The organism is Myxococcus sp. RHSTA-1-4 (assembly GCF_020037125.1).
Lineage (GTDB): Bacteria > Myxococcota > Myxococcia > Myxococcales > Myxococcaceae > Myxococcus.
Genome location: NZ_JAIQDG010000025.1, coordinates 119074 through 137194, shown reverse-complemented (window position 1 = coordinate 137194; position 18121 = coordinate 119074). Strand labels below are relative to the sequence as shown.

The 18121-nt window shown below is 71.6% G+C and carries 12 protein-coding genes; 3 read left to right on the top strand and 9 right to left on the bottom strand.

The window, feature by feature from the left end; genetic code table 11:
* Positions 1-3: 3 nt before the first annotated feature.
* The 3 genes from K8638_RS29830 to K8638_RS29820 all read right to left on the bottom strand — a co-directional run bounded on the left by K8638_RS29830 (position 4) and on the right by K8638_RS29820 (position 3677).
* Positions 4-582, bottom strand: coding sequence for a DJ-1/PfpI family protein (locus K8638_RS29830; RefSeq protein WP_223758065.1), 579 nt, complete (start codon positions 580-582; stop codon positions 4-6).
* 117 nt (positions 583-699) lie between these two features.
* Positions 700-2031 (bottom strand): sigma 54-interacting transcriptional regulator, encoded by a 1332-nt coding sequence (locus K8638_RS29825; protein ID WP_223758064.1) that lies wholly within the window; start codon positions 2029-2031, stop codon positions 700-702.
* 26 nt (positions 2032-2057) lie between these two features.
* On the bottom strand, positions 2058-3677 hold the full coding sequence (locus K8638_RS29820; protein WP_223758063.1) for a family 16 glycosylhydrolase: 1620 nt from the start codon (positions 3675-3677) through the stop codon (positions 2058-2060).
* A gap of 221 nt (positions 3678-3898) precedes the next feature.
* On the opposite strand from K8638_RS29820, the gene K8638_RS29815 reads away from it, so the two are divergent.
* Both K8638_RS29815 and K8638_RS29810 read left to right on the top strand, forming a co-directional pair.
* On the top strand, positions 3899-6865 hold the full coding sequence (locus K8638_RS29815; protein WP_223758062.1) for a serine/threonine-protein kinase: 2967 nt from the start codon (positions 3899-3901) through the stop codon (positions 6863-6865).
* Between the two features lie 62 nt (positions 6866-6927).
* Complete coding sequence (locus tag K8638_RS29810) at positions 6928-8298, top strand: DUF2252 domain-containing protein (RefSeq protein ID WP_223758061.1); 1371 nt, start codon at positions 6928-6930, stop codon at positions 8296-8298.
* A gap of 8 nt (positions 8299-8306) precedes the next feature.
* Here the strand turns inward: K8638_RS29810 and K8638_RS29805 are convergent, their stop codons facing one another.
* Positions 8307-9938, bottom strand: coding sequence for a bifunctional aminoglycoside phosphotransferase/ATP-binding protein (locus tag K8638_RS29805; protein WP_223758060.1), 1632 nt, complete (start codon positions 9936-9938; stop codon positions 8307-8309).
* Positions 9939-10296: 358 nt separating this feature from the next.
* Here K8638_RS29805 and K8638_RS29800 point away from each other — a divergent pair, with 358 nt between their 5' ends.
* On the top strand, positions 10297-11136 hold the full coding sequence (locus K8638_RS29800) for a hypothetical protein (protein ID WP_223758059.1): 840 nt from the start codon (positions 10297-10299) through the stop codon (positions 11134-11136).
* Positions 11137-11145: 9 nt separating this feature from the next.
* Here the strand turns inward: K8638_RS29800 and K8638_RS29795 are convergent, their stop codons facing one another.
* From K8638_RS29795 to K8638_RS29775, 5 genes are all read right to left on the bottom strand, one after another.
* Positions 11146-12447 carry an MFS transporter gene (locus K8638_RS29795; protein ID WP_223758058.1) on the bottom strand — a complete coding sequence of 434 codons (1302 nt, stop codon included), beginning with the start codon at positions 12445-12447 and terminating at the stop codon, positions 11146-11148.
* Positions 12448-12501: 54 nt separating this feature from the next.
* The gene (locus tag K8638_RS29790; RefSeq protein ID WP_223758057.1) at positions 12502-13500 is read right to left on the bottom strand and encodes a MerR family transcriptional regulator; all 999 of its coding nucleotides are present in this window, start codon (positions 13498-13500) and stop codon (positions 12502-12504) included.
* A 79-nt stretch (positions 13501-13579) separates the two neighbouring features.
* Entirely contained in the window at positions 13580-14785 is a 1206-nt protein-coding gene (locus tag K8638_RS29785) for an efflux RND transporter periplasmic adaptor subunit (protein ID WP_223758056.1), read from the bottom strand.
* An 11-nt stretch (positions 14786-14796) separates the two neighbouring features.
* Positions 14797-17166, bottom strand: a complete 2370-nt coding sequence (locus K8638_RS29780) for an ABC transporter permease (RefSeq protein ID WP_223758055.1) — start codon at positions 17164-17166, stop codon at positions 14797-14799.
* Positions 17163-17903, bottom strand: a complete 741-nt coding sequence (locus K8638_RS29775) for an ABC transporter ATP-binding protein (RefSeq protein ID WP_223758054.1) — start codon at positions 17901-17903, stop codon at positions 17163-17165. Before K8638_RS29775 ends, K8638_RS29780 begins: the two co-directional genes overlap by 4 nt.
* Positions 17904-18121: the final 218 nt, after the last annotated feature.

Genomic DNA, 18121 nt, shown 5'->3' with positions numbered 1-18121 from the left:
TCCTCAGTGGGTGATGCGGGTACCGAGGACCGTCAGGAACTTCGCGAGCCAGTCCACATGGGCCGGCCACGCCGGCGAGGTGACGAAGTTGCCGTCCACCACCGCGGCGTCGATGGGGATGTCGGCGTACTCGCCGCCCGCCGCACGTACCTCCGGAGCCACCGCCGGATAGGCGGAGATCTTCTTCCCGCGGATGACATCCGCCGCGGTGAGGATTTGCGCGCCATGGCACACCGCCGCGATGGGCTTCCGGGCCTCGGCGAACTGCCGGACGATTTCGATGACCTTCCGATTGAGCCGGAGGTACTCGGGCGCACGCCCACCCGAGATGACCAGCGCGTCGTACCCGGTCGAATCCACCGAGTCGAAGGTCTCGTTCAAGGCGAAGTCGTGCCCGCGCTTCTCGCTGTACGTCTGGTCTCCCTCGAAGTCGTGGATGGCGGTGCGGATCTTCTCTCCCGCCTTCTTGCCCGGACACACCGCATGGACCGTGTGGCCCACCATCTGAAGTGCCTGGAACGGCACCATGATTTCGTAGTCCTCGCCGAAGTCACCGACCAGCATCAGGATCTTCTTGCCCATGTGTCCTCCCCGCGCGTGTGCGCACGATTTGCGTGTGGCGGACGCCGGGGGGCGGCCACGCCACGCGGGGATACTACTCCCTCCATCCCTCCATCCCGAAGTGGCCCCCGGAGCGGGTTACGGGCCTCCCACTCCCCAGCGCTGCATCAGCCGGTAGAGCTGGGTGCGGTGCATCCCGAGCGCGCGTGCCGCGGCGCTGATGTTGCCCCCGTGCTCGGCCAGCGTGGCCTCCACCGTGGCGCGGTCCGGTGGCGCCGAGGCCGTGGACGGGGGAGGCGTCACCAGGGGCAGGCCCGCCTCCACATCCAGGTGCTCGGCCCGCAGCGAGCGGCTCCCCGACGCGGTGGCATCGCGGGCCGCGCGGCGGGCCTCACCCAGCAACTCGCGCACGTTGCCGGGCCAGGGGCGCGACAGGCAGGCCTCCACGTAGGTGGCATGCAGGGCCGGGGCGGAAGGTGAACCTCTCAGCGCATGTGCCAGCAGCCAGGGCACGTCCTCCAGCCGCTCGCGCAGCGGAGGCAGCCGCACCTCGGCCTGGGCCAACCGGTAATAGAGGTCCGCGCGGAACTGGCCGGCGGCCACCGCGGCGCGCAGGTCCTTGTGTGTGGCGGAGCAGACGCGCACGTCCACCGGCAGGGCCCGGGACGCTCCCAGCGCCAGCACCTCGCGTGTCTCCAGCACGCGCAGCAGCTTGGCCTGGACCTCGGGTGACAGCTCCGCCACCTCGTCGAGGAAGAGGACACCCTTGTCGGCGGCCTGGACGTAGCCCTCCGTGTCCGCCTCCGCGCCCGAGTAGGCGCCTCGCCGCGAGCCGAAGAGGAGCCGCTCGGCCACGCTGGCGGGCACGGCGGCGCAGTTGATGTCGACGAAGCGTCCCCGCACGTTGGGGCCCGACTGGTGGTAGGCCCGCGCGGCCAACTCCTTGCCGGTGCCACTCTCACCGGTGATGAGCAGCGTCTCCCGGGCCGCGGCGGCCGAGGCCACCTGCTCCAGCACGGCGCCGAAGCCGGGCCCACGCACCGAGTCCGGGCCCACGACGACCTCGGCGCCGGCCAGCCGCCGCACGTCCTCGTGGAAGAGGGCCAGCGTGTTGCCCAGCCGCAGCACGCGGGGGGAGGAGAAGGCGCGGCGGCCCACCACCTGCTCCCCGTCCACGTACGTGCCGTTGCGGCTGCCCAGGTCCTCGATGAACCAGCGGGAGTCCTCGCGGCGCACCTCGGCATGCTGGCGAGAGAGGCGCTCGTCCGGCAGCGGCTGGCCGCCCGCGTCCTCACGGCCCAGCGCGAGCCGGCCGCCTTCGAGCGGCACCGGACGGAACAGGGGCGCGCCCCCGGAGAAGATGAAGACGAGGCCGGGCCGTGGGGGCTCCGGCCTGGCCCGCTGCGCGCGGCTGTCCTCCTGTGTTTCGAGTCCTGTCCGCATCGAGTCCCGGGTGGCCCCGCCCACCATGGCGGGGCCTGCTCCCGGGCGACAGCCTACTTGAACCGCCAGACCCGGACGTACCGGACCTCGAACGAGTTGCCCTCGCCCGTGGGGGTGGTGTTGTCGGGCGTGCCGCTCGCGCTGCCGAACCAGAGGTCCAGGAGGACGTACATGGGCCGGTTGTAGTAGCCGGCGGTGTCCTGGTACTTCGGCCCGAGCTGCTGGCCGTCGAAGTAGAAGGTGATGCCGGACGGCTCCCACTTCACGCCGTACGTGTGGAAGGCGGCGGACAGGTCCACCCCGTTGCCGTAGGGCGAGAAGTCCCGCAGCTTCGTCGCATAGGGGACCTCGTGGTACGAGTAGTCCGCGTTGGCCTTGTGCAGCGTCAGCCCGTAGTTGACCGGGTGCAGGTTGGCGTCACCCCACCACGAGTCGGGGCCACCGCCGGGGTAGGCTTCCATGATGTCGATTTCCGGGCGGGCGTCCGCGGGGTGCGCATACAGCCAGAAGGCGGGCCAGACGCCCTTGCCGATGGGCAGCTTCGCCTCCATCTCGAAGTAGCCGTACGTCTGGGAGAACTTCCCGTCCGTGTCGATGGTGCGGTTGAAGAAGTTCCCGCTGGCGTCACGCTGCGGCCAGATTTTCAGCGAGCCGTTGCTGACCTTGTAGTTGAGGGTCGGGTTGGAGGACTCGTACCAGAGGTGGTCGTTCCACTTGCTGGTGTTGAAGCCGCTGTCGAACTCGTCGGAGAACGTCAGCACGTAGGCGTTCGCATCCTGGCCCCGAGGCCCGCCGGAGGTGGTGGTGCCGCCCGTCACGGTGAGCGTGCCGACGGTGTAGCGCGTCTCCCCGTCCACGGTGACGCCGCTGCCGGCGATGAGTGGAATGCGATTCATCGGGTCGGCCATGGAGTAGAGCCCCACGCGGAGGGTGTACGTGCCCGTCGCGAGGGTGGAAGGGAGCGTCTTGCTGACGTTGTAGGCCACCGAGCCGCTCCACGCGGAGGTACCCACCGGCGGCAGGTGGTCGGCGTTGAGTGAGGAGTGCTGCACGCCGTTGGCGTCCACGAAGTGCACGAAGACGTAGTAGTCCTGCGCCATGGGCACGGCGTTGAAGCGCATGCCCAGCGTCACCGTCTGTCCGGGCTGCGCGGACAGGCTCGGGCTGGAGAGCTGGAGCACCGTGGTGGTGGAGGACTGGGTGCCCACGTTGAGCGTCCCCACGGTGTAGCGGAGCTGATTGTCGACGGTGACGCCGCTCCCCATGGCCAGGGGGACGCGGTCCCACGGCGAGTGGTTCTGGAAGAGGCCGACGCGGATGGAATAGGTGCCCCTCGGCATGGAACTGGGCAGGGTCACCGTGCGGTTGTAGGTGATGGCGCCGCTCCACTGGGACGTGGGCGTCGGCGGCAGGTGGTCGGTGCCGGACGGGGCGTGATTCACGCCGTTGGCGTCGATGAAGTGGATGAAGACGCTGTAGTCCTCGGCCATGGGCACGGCGTTGAACCGCATCGCCAGGGTGACGGACTGGCCGGGCTGGGCGGACAGGCTCGGCGTCCCGAGCTGCAGCACGGTGGTCTGCTGCGCGGCGGCCCGCGACGGAAGCAGGGCGAGAAGCAGGAATGCGAGAAGCAGCGCGAATCCCGCGCCAGGGCGGGGTCTCCAAGAGCGCATACAACCTCCCAGGTGTGGACTTGGGTGAGGGGGAAGGGTGAGTCGGTCCCCGTATTGGCAACCGATGTGCCAGCCGCCGTACCGTGCGCGTGGAGGGGGAATGCCAGGAGTTCAGCACGTTTGCGGAAGACGCCACGGTGGCGCGTGGCATCCTCCGGCTGACACGTGATGACACACGCGTGTCAGCCTTCGAGCGTGGGACTCTGCCCGGACGAGGAGACATGGACGGCCTGAACTCGACGGCGGCGGACGCATCGGAGACGTCGGACCTGGCGCCCCGGCCGGTGCCACGCGCGCTGATGCGGGGCACGAGCGTGGGGCGCTACGTCGTGCTGGAGCCGGTGGGCTCTGGCGGGATGGGGGTGGTGTACGCGGCGTATGACCCGAAGCTCGACCGCAAGGTGGCGCTCAAGCTCGTGCGCACGGACGCGCAGGGGAAGGGAACGGGGGCCGCGCTCCAGCAGCGGCTCCTCCAGGAGGCGCAGGCGCTCGCACGCGTCTCCCATCCCCACGTCGTCTCCGTCCATGACACCGGCGGCTACCTGGACCAGGTGTTCCTGGCGATGGAGTTCGTCGACGGCGGCACGCTGCGCGACTGGCTGAAGGCGTCCCCCCGCTCCTGGCGCGACACGCTCCAGGTCCTCATCCAGGCGGGGCGGGGGCTGGCGGCCGCGCACGCCGCGGGGCTCGTGCACCGCGACTTCAAGCCCGACAACGTCCTGCTCGGCACGGATGGGCGGGTGAGGGTGACGGACTTCGGGCTCGCCCTGCGGGAGGCGGACCCGGGGGTGGCCCCTCCCGACGACACCGCGAATCCCAACGAGACAGGCTCCCGGCGGAGCGTGGTGGCGGGCACCCGGGGCTACCAGGCACCGGAGGTGCTGGCGGGCAGGCTGGCGGATGCGCGCGCCGACCAGTTCGCCTTCTGCGTGTCGCTGCACGAGGCCCTCTACGGGAGCCGCCCCTTCGACGAGGGCTTCGGCGAGCCGCCTCCGGCGCCGAGAGACGTCCGGGTCCCCATGCGGGTCCGGCGCGCGCTGCTGCGTGGCCTCTCCCTGGAGCCCCGGGAGCGCCATCCCTCCATGGACGCGCTGCTCCAGGAGCTGGCGCAGGCGGTGGGCGTCTCGCGCACGCGCCGGCTCGGCATCGCCGGACTCGCGCTGGCCGTGCTCGCCGGGGTGGGACTCGTCCCGTACGTACGCGAGCACCATGAAGCACGGGCGTGCGCCGAGGCCGCGAGCCTGGAGGGCCTGTGGGACGGGGCCCGCCAGGACGCGGCGGCCCGGGCCTTCGCCGCTGTCTCCAAGCCCTTCGCGGCGGAGGCCTGGACGCGGGCCGGACCGCTGCTGGACGCGTACGCCGGCGCCTGGGCTTCGGAGGTGCGCGGCAACTGCGAGGCCACGCGCGTGCGCGCGGAGCAGCCGGAGGAGCAGTACCGCCAGCGGGGCGTCTGTCTGGAGCGCCGGCGTGACGAGCTGCTGGCCCTGGGGGACCTGTTCGCGAGCGCGGACGAGGAGGTCGCCCGCAGCGCGGTGCAGGCCGTGCGGTCGCTCGTCCCCGTTTCGCAGTGTGGCCCGGAAGCGGCGGCCCTCACCGGCCCGGGCAGGCAGACCGAGGCCGAGTCCCCGGCCCTGCGCGCCCAGGTGGCGCGTGCGCGGGTGCTGCGCGGCGCGGGGCGGTATGCCCAGGGCGCGGAGCTGGCGCGTGAAGCCTCCGAGCGGGCCGCGCCGGGCTCGCCGCTCCAGGCCGAGGCCCTGCTGTGGTTCGGCATGCTGCGGGGGCTCGCGGGCGACGCGAGAGCCGCCGAGCAGAGCCTCCATGAGGCAGTGCTGGCGGCCGAGCGCTCGCGGCAGCGCGAGCTGGTGGCCACGGCGTGGACCTGGCTCGTCAACATGGTGGGAGTGCAGCAGGGCCGCATCGAGGAGGGGCAGCGCCACGCCCGCCACGCCGAGGCGGTGCTCGACTCGCTCGGCAGGCCGGCCCGGCTGGAGCAGGAGCTGTCGATGTACGTGGGCCAGCTCTTCTGGCGCGCGGGGAAACCCGTGGAGGCGCTCCAGCACCTGGAGCGCACGCTGGCCCTGCAGCAGCAGGAGCTCGGCCCCGAGCACGTGGACCTGGCCCAGACGCTCCACACGATGGCCATCGTCCTGCGCTCACAGGCCCGCTACGCCGAGGCGCGCGACGTGTCCCAGCGGTCCCTTGCCCTGCGGGAGAAGCTCCTCGGGCCGGAGCATCCCGACGTGGCCGCCTCGCTGCACATGCTGGGCACCCTCGCCCGCGAGATGGATGATCTGCCCACGGCGCTCTCGCTGCAGGAGCGCTCCCTGGCCCTGCGCGAGCGCGTGCTGGGGCCGGAGCACCCGGACGTGGCCACCTCCGCCAACCACCTGGCCATCGCGTTGACGGAGATGGGACGCCTGGAGGAGTCCCGGCCGTTTCTGCTGCGGGCCCTGGCCATCCGCGAGCGGGCGCTGGGGCCGGAGCACGCGGAGGTGGGGCTCACCCTCAACGGACTGGGCGTGCTCGCCTTCCTCCTCCATCAGGACGAGGAGGCGCTCGGCTACTTCGAGCGCTCGCTGGCCATCAAGGAGAAGGCGCTGGGGAAGGAGCACCCGAGCGTCGCGTTCGCCGCCTGCAACATCGGCATCGTGCTCCACCGGCTGGGGCGGGAGAAGGAGGCCTGGGACTGGCACCGGCGCGCGCTGGAGGTGCGGCTGAAGACCTTCGGTGAGCGGCACGACGACGTGGCCTTCTCCCTCACGGAGATGGGCGAGGTGCTCCGGGCCCAGGGCCGGCTGGACGAGGCGTGGAATCATCATGAGCGCGCCCTGCGCATCTACCGCGAGCTGGGAAGGGACCGGGTCTCCAGCGCGAGCGCTCCGCTCCGTGGGATGGCGGAGGTGCATCTGGCGCGAGGGCAGGGCGCCGAGGCGGCGGCGCTCCTCGAGCGGGCCCTGCGGCTGCTGGAGGAGATTCCCGCGCCGTCCCAGGACCTCGCCGAGGCACGCTTCGCGCTGGCTCGCGCGTGGTGGGTGATGGGGCGGCGCGAGGAGGCGCTCGCCGGGGCTCGAAAGGCCCGCGCGGAGCTCGAGGCCGCGGGGGAGTCCGGCCGGCATGCGCTCGGGGAGGTGCGTCAGTGGCTGTCCCGGCACGAGCCCCGCGCGGTGGCTGCGGGCCGGGTGCCCTGAGCCCGGGGCCGCTGTCACGGATTCGTCACGCTCCAGACGTGGAGTGGAGCTACCCTCCGTTCATGGTTTCTCTCCACACGCTCCGCACCGCCTTCGTGAGCGCGCTGCTCGCGCTCTTCGCCGCCGACGCGGTCGCGGCCCAGAGCCGCACCTCTTTCGTGGTGGCCGAGCTCGACGCATTCAATGCCAGCCTCTCCCCCGAGGGCCGCGCCGAGAAGTACGCGCGGATGAAGGAGTCCGCCTTCACCTTCTTCCGTGGCAGCAACCACCTGTACTGGAAGGACCTCGGCACCTCCTCGCAGCTCTCCACCTACGGGGGCGGCACGTACACGCGCACCTGGCTGGGCGGGGACATGCACGTCAACAACACCGGCTCGTTCGACGACGACCAGGGCGACATCGTCTTCGGTCTCAATGACTTCGACGAGGCCGTCATTGGCGACTACCAGCTCGACGTCTGGCGCATGGCCATCAGCCTCGTGCTCGCGGCCCGTGAGAATGGCGTGTTCACGGCCTCGGACCAGGCCGCCATCGTGGACGCCTTCTCCGAGGCCTACCTCGACACCATGGCCGGCTTCGCCGGCAACAGTGGAGAGACGACGAAGAAGTTCCGCGCCAGCAACACCTACGGCCTGCTCGACGACTTCCTCTCCGAGGTGGCCAGCAGCGGCAGCCGGGTGAAGCTGCTCGACGAGTGGACGACGAAGGTCAGCGGCGTCCGCCGGTTCAACACCGCGGCCGGGCCGGACCTCGCTCCGGTGAGCTCCGCCGTGGACAGCGACCTGCGCTCCCGCATGGCCAGCTACCGCTCCACGCTCAGCGGAGGGAGCACGTGGCCCTCCAGTTACTTCACGGTGAAGGGGGTGGCGCAGCGGCTCCACGCGGGCATCGGCTCGCTGGGCGCCACCCGCTACTACGTGCTCGTCGAGGGAGCCACCACCTCGCAGGACGACGACCGCATCCTCGACGTGAAGGCCCAGCGCACCCCGAGCGCCTGGCCCCATCTCTCCTCGTCCGCCGTGAGCCTGACGGCCTCCGTGTGTGGCGGCGACATGGCGGTGCGCGCCGCGCAGGCGTACAAGGCGCTCGGCTACCGCGTGGACGACCACCTCGGCTGGATGACGCTGGCAGATGGGCTCTCCTACGTCGTGCGGGAGGTGTCCCCCTGGAAGGAATCCTTCCCCTCCGCCGAGCTCAACACGCTCACCCGCTTCACGAACCTGGCCGAGCAGTGGGGCCAGGTGCTCGCCACCCACCACGCCCGCGCCGACAAGGACTGGGACTCCACCGTCTTCCCGTACTCGGTGGACAGTGAGGTCCACGCCCGCACCGACGGCGACCATTCCGGCTTCCGCGCCCGCGTGCGTGCCATCGCCACGGATTACGCCACCCAGGTCCAGTACGATTACGCCAGCTTCGTCTCGAGCTTCTGACCCGGCCTTCAGCCCTGGCCCTGGAGCTTCGCCGCCAGGGCCGCAAGGGTCTTCTCGAACTGCTCGCCCGGGACAGACGTGTCGACGACGGCGGTCTGGTGCCGCTCGGCGCCGGTGAGAGGCTCCTGGGTGGCAATCTGGCGCTCGAGCACCTCGAGCGTGGCCTCGGAGGGGTCGGCTCCAGCGGCGCTCCGCGCTTCGATTCTCCGGCGCAGCGTCGCCTCATCCGCCGTGCAGGAGATGAGCAGGAACGGCACCCTCCGGAGGGCGGCGAGCCGCTCGAGGCTCTCGCGCTGCTCCCGGCGCAGGAACGTGGCGTCGAGCACCGCGATGTAGCCCGCGTCGAGAATCACGCCCGCGAGCTCGGTGAGGCGAGCGTAGGTCCGCCGGGTCTCGTCGGGGCCATACAATCCGGCGTCGAGTCCGGAGCGGGTGGCCGCGTTCCACGCCAGGCCATGAAGCCGCTTGCGCTCGATGTCGGAGCGCACGCGAATCGCCCCGGCGAGCTCGACGAGCCGCGACGCCGTACAGCTCTTCCCGGAAGCCGACAGGCCGTGCATCAGCACGAGCGCGGGGTGGCCTGGGGTGCTCAGCCGCTCCGCCAGGTGCAGGTAGTCCAGGTGCTCCGCGTCCGCGCGCGTGCGGCCGTGAACGTCGAGTCCTGGCTGGTGTGCTCGGATGCAGGTCACCAGGGCCCGCACCATGGCGCGATACACGAGCTGGAAGGGAAGCACGGCGAGTCCCTCGTAGTCGCCGGTCTCCGCCAGGTAGGCGTCCAGGAAGCGGTGCGCGAGCGCGCGCTCGCCATGGTCGATGAGGTCCATCACCAGGAAGGCGATTTCGCTCATCACGTCAATCCACCTCAGGTCCGCGCTGAACTCGATGCAGTCGAAGGGGACGATGCGCCCATCCCTCAGGACGAGGTTGGCCAGATGCAGGTCGCCGTGACACTCGCGCACGCGCCCGGCCGCGCGCCGTGCCGCGAGCGTGTCATGCAGCCTCGCGTAGTTCCGCTCGGTCCACTCGCGCAGGCGCTCCAGGGCCGCGCGCTCCTCGGCCGCGTCCACCAGCGCCTCGAGCTGCGAGAAGTTCCGCTCCATGGAGGCGAGGACCTGCTCGGGGTGGCCCAGGGGGGGCGCGTCCCCGGCGACGGCGGCCCGCGCATGGAAGTCCGCGAGGTCGCGCGCCAGCATCTCCAGTGGCCCGGCGGTCAGTGCCCGGCGCGCCACCACGCGGTCGAGCTGTGCGTCCTGCTCGAAGCGCCGCATCTTCACCGCGTATTCGAACGCGGGCGCCTCGCCCAGGCGCGGCTCCTCGGGTGTCCCGCCGATGGGAACGACGTCGAGGTAGAGCCCCGGTGTCGTGCGGCGGTTGAGCCGGAGCTCGTCCTCGCAGGCCACCCGCCGCTTCTCCAGCGAGCTGTAGTCGAGGAAGCCGAGGTCCAGGGGCTTCTTCAGCTTGTATGCATACTCACCCGCCAGCAGCACGTAGGAGATGTGCGTTTCGAGCACCTCCACGCGGTCGGCGGGATGTGGGTAGCGGCGCGGCTCCCGGAGCGAGGCCACGAGCCGGTTGATGGGGGGAGCCTCCGGGCCGGGGACGGCCCGCGCCGGGAGGTGCTCGCTGTCCGGGACTGGCATTGCGTCCTCCCGCTGGCGGGGACAGGTATCCACCACGGTGGGGCGGCCCGGAGGGAATGACAAGTCCCGGCGGGCCCTGCCGGAGCGCGTCTGCCCCTCCCCAGGGTCGGGCGGCTGGCTTCTGTCCCGCTGCTCCCGATGTGTGTCATGCCGGGCAACCGGTGGCCGCCGTGGCTCGAAGTTCCGGCAAGTGACTTTCCGGCGGGTGGGAGTGTTCACCGGCATGAAGGCGCCGCACTTTCGCCCGGCGCGGGCCCACCGGGCCGTTAGCGTGGCGTGCGTGGCGGACTGGCCGGAGCCCTCGCTCCAGGCCGCATGCACGGCCCCTCGCGGGGCATCCGCCGCGAGGAGCTCCGCCATGGGCCTGACCGAAGCTTCCGCGAATACGCCCGCCACCCGGTGGCGCCGCGTCCTGCTGCTGGGCTGCCTGCTGGCGCCGCTGGCGGCCCGGGCCGGCGACGGCCCGCTGGAGGCGCTCTTCGTCGAGGTCGAGGCGGGGCCGCTGAAGGTGTTCCGCAATGAGCTGGGCTTCGGCGCCGAGGGCACGCGCTACTCGGAGGAGGACATCGGCCAGGACGAGCCCCTCTTCATCACGAAGCGGGCTTCCGTGGAGGCGCGGCTGGGCGAGCGCCATGGCGTGGTGCTCCTCTACGCACCGCTGTCCCTCACCACCCGGGCCGCGCTGACGAAGGACATCCGCTTCCTCGATACGCTCTTCCCCACGGGCACGCCGGTGGAGCACACGTATACCTTCGATGGCTACCGGGCCAGCTACGTGTACCGGCTCATCAACCGCGAGCGTCTCCAGTGGGACGTGGGCGTCAGCCTGCAGATACGCTCGGCGCTGGTTGAGCTGCGCTCGCAGGACGGCGCGCTCTACGCGCGCGATTCGGACATCGGTCCCGTGCCCGCACTGAAGACGCGGCTGACCTGGCAGCCCTCGCGGTGGCTGTGGGCCGCGCTGGAGGTGGACGGGCTCGTCAACCCCACGGACCCGGACGGTGGAGCGCTCTATGACGCGGCGCTCACCCTGGGCGTGCCGCTGGATGACGACGCCACCGTCTCCCCCTACCTGCGCCTGCGCTTCTATGGCGGTGGCGTGGACAACCCGGATGGAGACCCGCCGCTCTACAGCTTCGCGAACTTCGGCTTCGCCCTGCTGGGCGTCAGGGCGGACGCGGTGGAGTTGCTGGACTGAGCGCGGCGCTCACCGGAAGGCCTGCTCGGGCGCATCCGAGATATGGCGGATGCGCGACGTGGCCAGCGCCACCGCGACGGAGACCACGAGGCAGCCGCCCGTGGCCGCGAAGAGCCGCTCCAGCGTCATGCCGCGCATCACCCAGCCGGTCACCGCGGCCGAGATGGGCGCCAGGCCCATGAAGATGAACATGAAGATGCTCATCGCGCGGCCCAGCATGGCGGGTGGCACGCGGCGTTGAATCCACGTGAAGATGGCCACCTGCATGAAGCCCCCCAGCAGGCCGATGGCCAGCAACAGCGCGGCGCCCTGCCACAGCGCGGTGATGCGGCCCATGGGGATGAACAGCGCGCCAATCACCCCATCCACCAGCAACAACGTGGTGCCGAGGTTCCGCGCCCGCGCGCCCGGCCGGGCGCCGGCGGCCACCATGCCCGCCAGCGTGCCCGCGCCGTGCGCGCCCATCAGCACGCCGAACGCCGCGGCGCCCAGCCCGGGCTGCTGGCTGGCGAGCACCGGCAATGCAATCTGGATGGGCCCGGTGATGAGCAGCGCGACCGCGGACCAGTAGAGGAGGCACGTGCGCAGGTCCCGGTCGTCCCAGCACCAGCGCAGGCCCTGCGCCACGGAGCGCAACACCGCCTGCCCCGCGGGAGCCCCGGCGGTGCCCTCCGGAGCGAGGGTCGTCACCTTCGACAGGGTCCACGCCGAGAGGGCGAAGCTCAGGGCGTCGAACAGGAAGGCGGCGCCCAGGCCCCGCGCGTCCGATACCCGGCCGGTGTGCGCATCACCGAAGGTGACGATGAGGCCCCCCGCCAGCAGCGGCCCCGCGAACAGCGAGAGCTGGCGCAGGCCCAGCAGCGCGCTGTTGGCGGCCTGGAGGTGCTGCGCCGGCACCACGTGCGGCAGCAGGGAGGTGCTCGACGGAATGCTGAACGCCATCGCCAGCCCGAGGCTGAACGCGAGCAGGTAGAGCGCCCACAGCGAGAGGTTCCCCGTGAACACCAGGGCGGCCAGCACCACGAGCAGCACGGTGCTCACGTGTTTCGTCCACATCAGCACCCGCTTGGGGGAGTGGCGGTCCACCAGCGCGCCGCCCACCAGCATGAACACCGCGCGCGGCACGCTCATCACCCCCAGCACCAGTCCCAGCACCAGCGTGTCGCCGGTCAGCTGGAGGACCAGCCAGGGCAGGGCGATGTACGTGAACTGGTCGCCCAGCATCGAGATGAAGGCACCGCTCAGCATCCAGGCGAAGGCGCGGTCTCGGAACAAGCTGGCGCGTGGTGCGCCGGTACGGCTCGGGGGCATGGGTCCTCTACTCCTTGGAATGGACGCAGCCTGGACCCTGACGCTACGGCAGGGTCAAGCGCGGGATTCCGCCGCGCGCTGCAGGTACTGCCGCACCGGTGCCTCGAGCACCGACGCGGCGGCCAGCACCGGGTCGTCGCGGTAGGCCGCCAGCAGCTTGTCGCGGAGCTCGGGCTCATGGTTCGCCAGGCGGTCCATCAGTCCCATCCACTCCCGCGCGAGCGCCCGCGCCCGCTTGTCGCGGGGCGGGACGTCCTGCCGCATCAGCTGACCCGCCTTCTGGGACAGGCGCTGCCACTCCTCGCGAGGGATACGCGTCAGGCGCTTGAGCTCGTCGAGGCTCAGATGTCTGCCGAGCGCGGCCAGGCGAATCTCGATGGCCCGGTCGATGTACGCGACCATGCGCGGGTCCGGGCCCTTGTTGCTCATGGCCGAGTGCTCGCGCCTGTACATGTCGCCCCAGCGGCGGATGAGGTCGAAGTCCCCTTCCATCCAGGTACCCACCAGCGTCATCCAGCGGTAGGCGAGCGGCTGCACTTCCAGGCTGTCGGCCGGCACGCCTCTTTCCATGGCCCGGCGCACGTCCGCCATCAGCGGTACCATGTCGGCGGCGGCAACCCGCCAGTTGCCGAGAATCTTCTTCAGCTCTTCGGTGCTGAAGTACTTGTCACACGTGGTCATCAACCGGAGCGTGGCCAGCCAGTCGCCCGGCTCCGGCTCATGGCCGCCGGACACCTGGGCCTGAATCAGGCCCAGCCGCGTGCGGAGCTGCATGGCCTGCTCGATTTGCCGGTCGAGCGCGCGAATCTGCTGCTCCAGGATGGCGGGGAGCGTGGCTCCACCCTGGGCCAGCAGGCGCCCGATGTCCTCCAGCGACAGTCCCAGGTGGCGCAGCGACTGGATGGCGTGCAGCCGGGTGATGTCGGCCTGCCCGTAGAGGCGGTAGCCGCCGCCGGAGCGGGCGGAGGGCCTGAGCAGGCCGATGGCGTCGTAGTGGTGGAGCGTCCTCACCGTCAGCCCGGCGCGTCTGGCGAGTTCACCGATTCGCAGCACGTGTCCCTCCCGGTGTGGCTGCCGGAGACAGTGTGAACCCTGACGCTACGTCAGACTCAAGCACTGAATCCGGGGGCGCTCACCCCGGCTGCCGCACGGCGTAGTCCACGCCGTCGCGCACCGCGTCTCCGGGATGCACCACCACCCGGTCCCCGGGCTTCAAGCCCTCCAGCACCTGCGCGCGCAGCCCGTTGCGCTGGCCCGGCTTCACCAGCCGCTCGTGAATCCGCCCATCGCTCCCGGCGACGAACACGGCCCAGCCTTCCGCGCTCCGGAACAGCGCGCTCTCCGGCACCTGCACCACGTCGTTCCCGTGCCACAGCGCGATGCGGGCCTCCACCCGGTAGCCGTCGCCCAGCGTGCCGCGTTTCTCCACCGGGTCCTCCAGGTCGATGACCACGTTCACCCGTTGCTCTTCCACGCCCAGCGCCGAGGTGCGGGTGAATGCCGACGGCTCCACGCGCCGCACCCGTCCCTTCAGGGGGGCCTCCCCACCCCAGTGCTCGATGCGCACCGGCGCCCCCGGCTGGATGCGCACCGCGTCCTGGCTCAGCACGTCCACCACCACCTCCAGGCCCTCGGGGTCGCCCAGCTCCAGCAGCGGCGTCCCGGGCGCCACGGCCGCCTCGCTCTCCTGCATCACCTTCAGCACCCAGCCCTTCACCGGCGCGCGAATCTCGATGCGCTCGGAGTCCTCCGGCCGCCGGTCCAGCCGTCCGCGGGCCGCCCGCGCCAGCTCCAGCTGCTGCTCCGCCACCCGCACCGCCGAGCGGGACGACACCACCTCCTGCGCGCGGCCGCGCTCCTCGAACAGCGCCCGCTCCAGCGCCTGCGTGCTGATGCTCCCCGCCGCCGCGAGCTGCTTCTGCCGGGCAACTTCCGTCCGCGTCTGCTCCAGCGCCGTCTCCGCCCGCTCCAGTGCCGCCCGCGCCTGCTGCACGCCGGCCTGGGCCGCCCGCACCTGTGCGTCCGCCTGCGCGCGGGTCCTCGTGTCCAGCAGCGGCGGCTCCAGCGAGCCCAGCACCGCCACCACCTGTCCCGCCGACACGGCGTCACCCGGGTGCAGCGTCACGCGCTCCAGCCTCCCACCCACCGGCGCGGAGATGACGTAGCGGTCCCTCACCCGCGTCTTCCCCGGCTCCATCACCGTCACCGACAGCGGCTCCCGCGTCACCTCCTCCACGTCCACCGCCACCGGACGGGGCCGCCACGCATTCACCAGCGCCGCGACGAAGCCCACTCCCAGCAGCGCCAGCAGCGCGCGCTTCAGCCACTTGCGTTTCACGAGGCACGCTCCTATTCGCGCGTCTTCAACACGCCAATCAAGTCGAGGTGGTCCAGGCGCCGCCGCACCAGCAGCGCGCTCAGGATGCCGGCCACCAGCACCACCAGCACGGCGGTCGCATACGTCGGCGGCGCGACGATGGCCGGAATCCGGTACAGCTCACTGTCCACCGCCGCCCGCGCCACCCACTCAGCGAACAGCTTGCCCAGCACCATGCCCAGCGGGAGCGCCAGCAGCAGCCCCACCGCCATCTCCCCAAGCAGGACGAGGGAGATTTCCCGCCGCGTGAAGCCGAGCACCCGCAGCGTCGCCAAATCTCGGGAGCGCACCGCCAGCGCCACGCGCGCGTTGTTGTAGACGATGCCCACGGCGATGGCGGACGCGAACGCGCCGAGGATGAAGGTGAGGACCGTCAGGAACCGCTCGCTCTGCTCCCGGAACAGCTCCTTCGCCAGGTCCGCCCGCGTCACCGAGGCCACCCACGGCAGCGCCTTGAGCCGCGCGTACACACCGTCCTGTTGCGCCCGGTCCACCACCAGCGTCGCGCCGGTGATGACCCGGTCATCCCCCACCAGCCGCGCCAGCTCGGTGAGGTCCATGTACGCGGACGTCCCCAGCCACTCCTCCACCAGCCCCGTCACCCGCGCGTCACGCACCGTCCGCCCCGCGTCCAGCACCTCCACCCGCACCGCGTCCCCCAGGCCCACGCCCAGCCGCCGCGCCAGCTCGGTTCCCAGCAGCAGCCCCTCGCCCCGCAGCGGCACCGGGCGCCCCTCCGTGTCCATCACCCGCCGCAGCCCGCCTTCCGGGGGCAGGCCCTGGATGGCCGTCTCGTAGCGGCGCGGGCCCGCCACCAGCCGCACCGGTACCACGCGCATCGGCTCGGTGTGCCGCACGCCGGGAATCATCTCCAGCTCGCGGCGCGCGCGGTCCGGCACGGACTTCGTGAAGGCCACGGCCAGGTCCTCGCGCTGCACCTGCCCATACTGCACGTCCATCAGGTAGCGCAGCGCGTCCCCGGAGAAGCGGCCGACGATGAGGATGGCCACCGCCAGGGCGATGCCCAGCGACGTCAGCAGCAGCCTCCAGGGCCGGCGCTCCAGGTCCCGCAGCACCATGCGGCCGCCCTGGGAGAACAGCGCGTGGAAGCCCACGCGCTCCAGCGGCGTGGGACGGTACGAGGGCGGCGCGGCCGGCCGCATCGCCTCCGCCGGGGGCAGCCGCACCGTCTGCCGCACCGCCGCGAGCGCTCCCACCGACGCGGACACGGCGCTGACCAGCACCGCCCCCGCCACCATGCCGGCGTCCAGCCGGTACGCCAGCAGCGGGAAGCGGAACACGTCCATGTACACACCCAGCAGCGCCCGCCCCATCCACGCCCCCAGCGCCACCCCCAGCAGCGAGCCGAGTCCCACCACCACGCCCACCAGCTCCAGGTAGTGCGCGGCGAGCGCCCCGTTCGAGTATCCCAGCGCCTTGAGCGCGGCAATCTGCTCGCGCTGCGTGCCCACCACGCGGGACAGCACCACGTTCACCAGGAAGGCCGCCACGCCCAGGAAGATGAGGGGGACGATGGTGGCATTGGCCCGGAGCTGGACGATTTCGTTCGACACGAACCGGTCCGACGTCTGCCGGGCGCGCGGGTAGGCGCCGAAGCCGCCGTAGGGCACCAGCTCCCGGTCCAGCGCGGCCACCACGTCCTCGGCCCGTGCTCCCGGGGCGAGCCGTACCACCAGGTCGTTGAAGGCGCCCTCCATCCGGAACGCGGAGGCCAGCGTGTCACGGTCCATCCAGAAGATGCCGAAGCGCCGGTCGTCGTCGAAGAGCGAGCCCGGTGCCAGCGCGAAGATGTACTCGGGGGACAGCACCACGCCCACCACGCGCAGCGCCACGCGCCGGCCGTTGACGAGCGCCATCACCGTGTCACCCGGCTCCAGGCGGTGGGCCTTGGCGAAGCCCTCGTTCACCAGCACCTCGTTGGCGCGGCCCGGCTCCACCCACCGTCCCCGGCGCAGGTGGAGCTGGTTGAGGCGTGGCGGCGCCCCGCTGCCCGGCACGGAGAGGATGCGGCCCACCACGGGCTCGGGGAGGCCCGGCATGTCCAGCGTCACGTCCTCCACCTGGCGGGCCTCCACCTCCGCCACGCCCGGCAGCACCTCCAGCCGCTCCAGCAACGCGTCCGGCGCGCGCTCCAGCCGGACGAAGACGTCCGCGAAGCGCGAGCGCTCGTAGTAGGCGCGCTGCGACTCGGACAGCGAGCGGTACACGCTGAGGGTGGACACGTACGCGGCGATGCCCGCCGCCACCACCAGGGCGATGGTGAAGCCCTGGCCCTTCAGCCGCGACAGGTCGCGCAGCAGCTTTCGCTCCAGGGCTCTCACCAGCTGAGCTCCCCCGGAGCCTTCTTCTCCGTGTTGCGGTGCTCGCCCGCGATGCGGCCGTCCGCCAGCGTCACCACCCGGTCCGCCATCTGGGCGATGGGCGCGTTGTGGGTGATGACCGCGGTGGTGGTGCCCAGCTCGCGGTTGATGCGCGCGATGACCTCCAGCACCGCGGTGCCCGTCTTCGCGTCCAGCGCGCCGGTGGGCTCGTCGCACAGGAGGATGTCGGGCCGCCGGGCGATGGCGCGGGCCAGGGCCACGCGCTGCTGCTCGCCGCCGGAGAGCTGCGAGGGGAAGTGGTCCAGCCGCGTGCCCAGTCCCACCAGGGAAAGGGCCTCCTCGGGGGCGAGGGGATTCGGGGAGATGTCCGTCACCAGCGCCACGTTCTCGCGCGCGGTGAGGCTGGGGATGAGGTTGTAGAACTGGAAGACGAAGCCCACGTGCTCGCGGCGGTAGCGGGTGAGTGCCCGCTCGTCCGCATGCGTCAGCTCCTGCTCCCGGTAGAAGACGCGGCCCGAGGTCGGCACGTCCAGTCCGCCCAGGATGTTGAGCAGCGTGGACTTACCGCTCCCCGAGGCGCCGAGCAGGACGACGAACTCCCCCTCGGCGAGCTGGAAGTCCACGCCCCGCAGCGCGTGCACGTCCACCTCGCCCATCCGGTACACCTTGGTGAGCCCCTCCGTCGCCAGCACGGGGCGGGGAGCATTCCCGGGCATCGGCGTGGCGACGACGTCCATCCGTGATTCCTCCTGTCGTCCACCCAGCGTTGCATGAGCAATGCCTGGCCGGGGAGGGGGTGGCCGCCGCAAACCCTGCGGGGAAGTCCCGGCCTTCTCATGGGTGCGCAACTTCTGCATTCCGGAGGAGAGCGTCCTCACGATGGCGTCCGGCGGCTCGGGGCCCGGCTTCCTCCCCCGTCCGGAAACGCACGCGAGCACTGGTTTCTTGCACAGGA

Bases quoted from the DNA above. Each gene is read 5' to 3' on its own strand.
- K8638_RS29825 (WP_223758064.1), bottom strand. From the start codon at position 2,031: ATGGTGGGCGGGGCCACCCGGGACTCGATGCGGACAGGACTCGAAACA.
- K8638_RS29775 (WP_223758054.1), bottom strand. From the start codon at position 17,903: ATGGACGTCGTCGCCACGCCGATGCCCGGGAATGCTCCCCGCCCCGTG.
- K8638_RS29820 (WP_223758063.1), bottom strand. From the start codon at position 3,677: ATGCGCTCTTGGAGACCCCGCCCTGGCGCGGGATTCGCGCTGCTTCTC.
- K8638_RS29795 (WP_223758058.1), bottom strand. From the start codon at position 12,447: ATGCCCCCGAGCCGTACCGGCGCACCACGCGCCAGCTTGTTCCGAGAC.
- K8638_RS29815 (WP_223758062.1), top strand. From the start codon at position 3,899: ATGGACGGCCTGAACTCGACGGCGGCGGACGCATCGGAGACGTCGGAC.
- K8638_RS29800 (WP_223758059.1), top strand. From the start codon at position 10,297: ATGGGCCTGACCGAAGCTTCCGCGAATACGCCCGCCACCCGGTGGCGC.
- K8638_RS29805 (WP_223758060.1), bottom strand. From the start codon at position 9,938: ATGCCAGTCCCGGACAGCGAGCACCTCCCGGCGCGGGCCGTCCCCGGC.
- K8638_RS29830 (WP_223758065.1), bottom strand. From the start codon at position 582: ATGGGCAAGAAGATCCTGATGCTGGTCGGTGACTTCGGCGAGGACTAC.
- K8638_RS29810 (WP_223758061.1), top strand. From the start codon at position 6,928: ATGGTTTCTCTCCACACGCTCCGCACCGCCTTCGTGAGCGCGCTGCTC.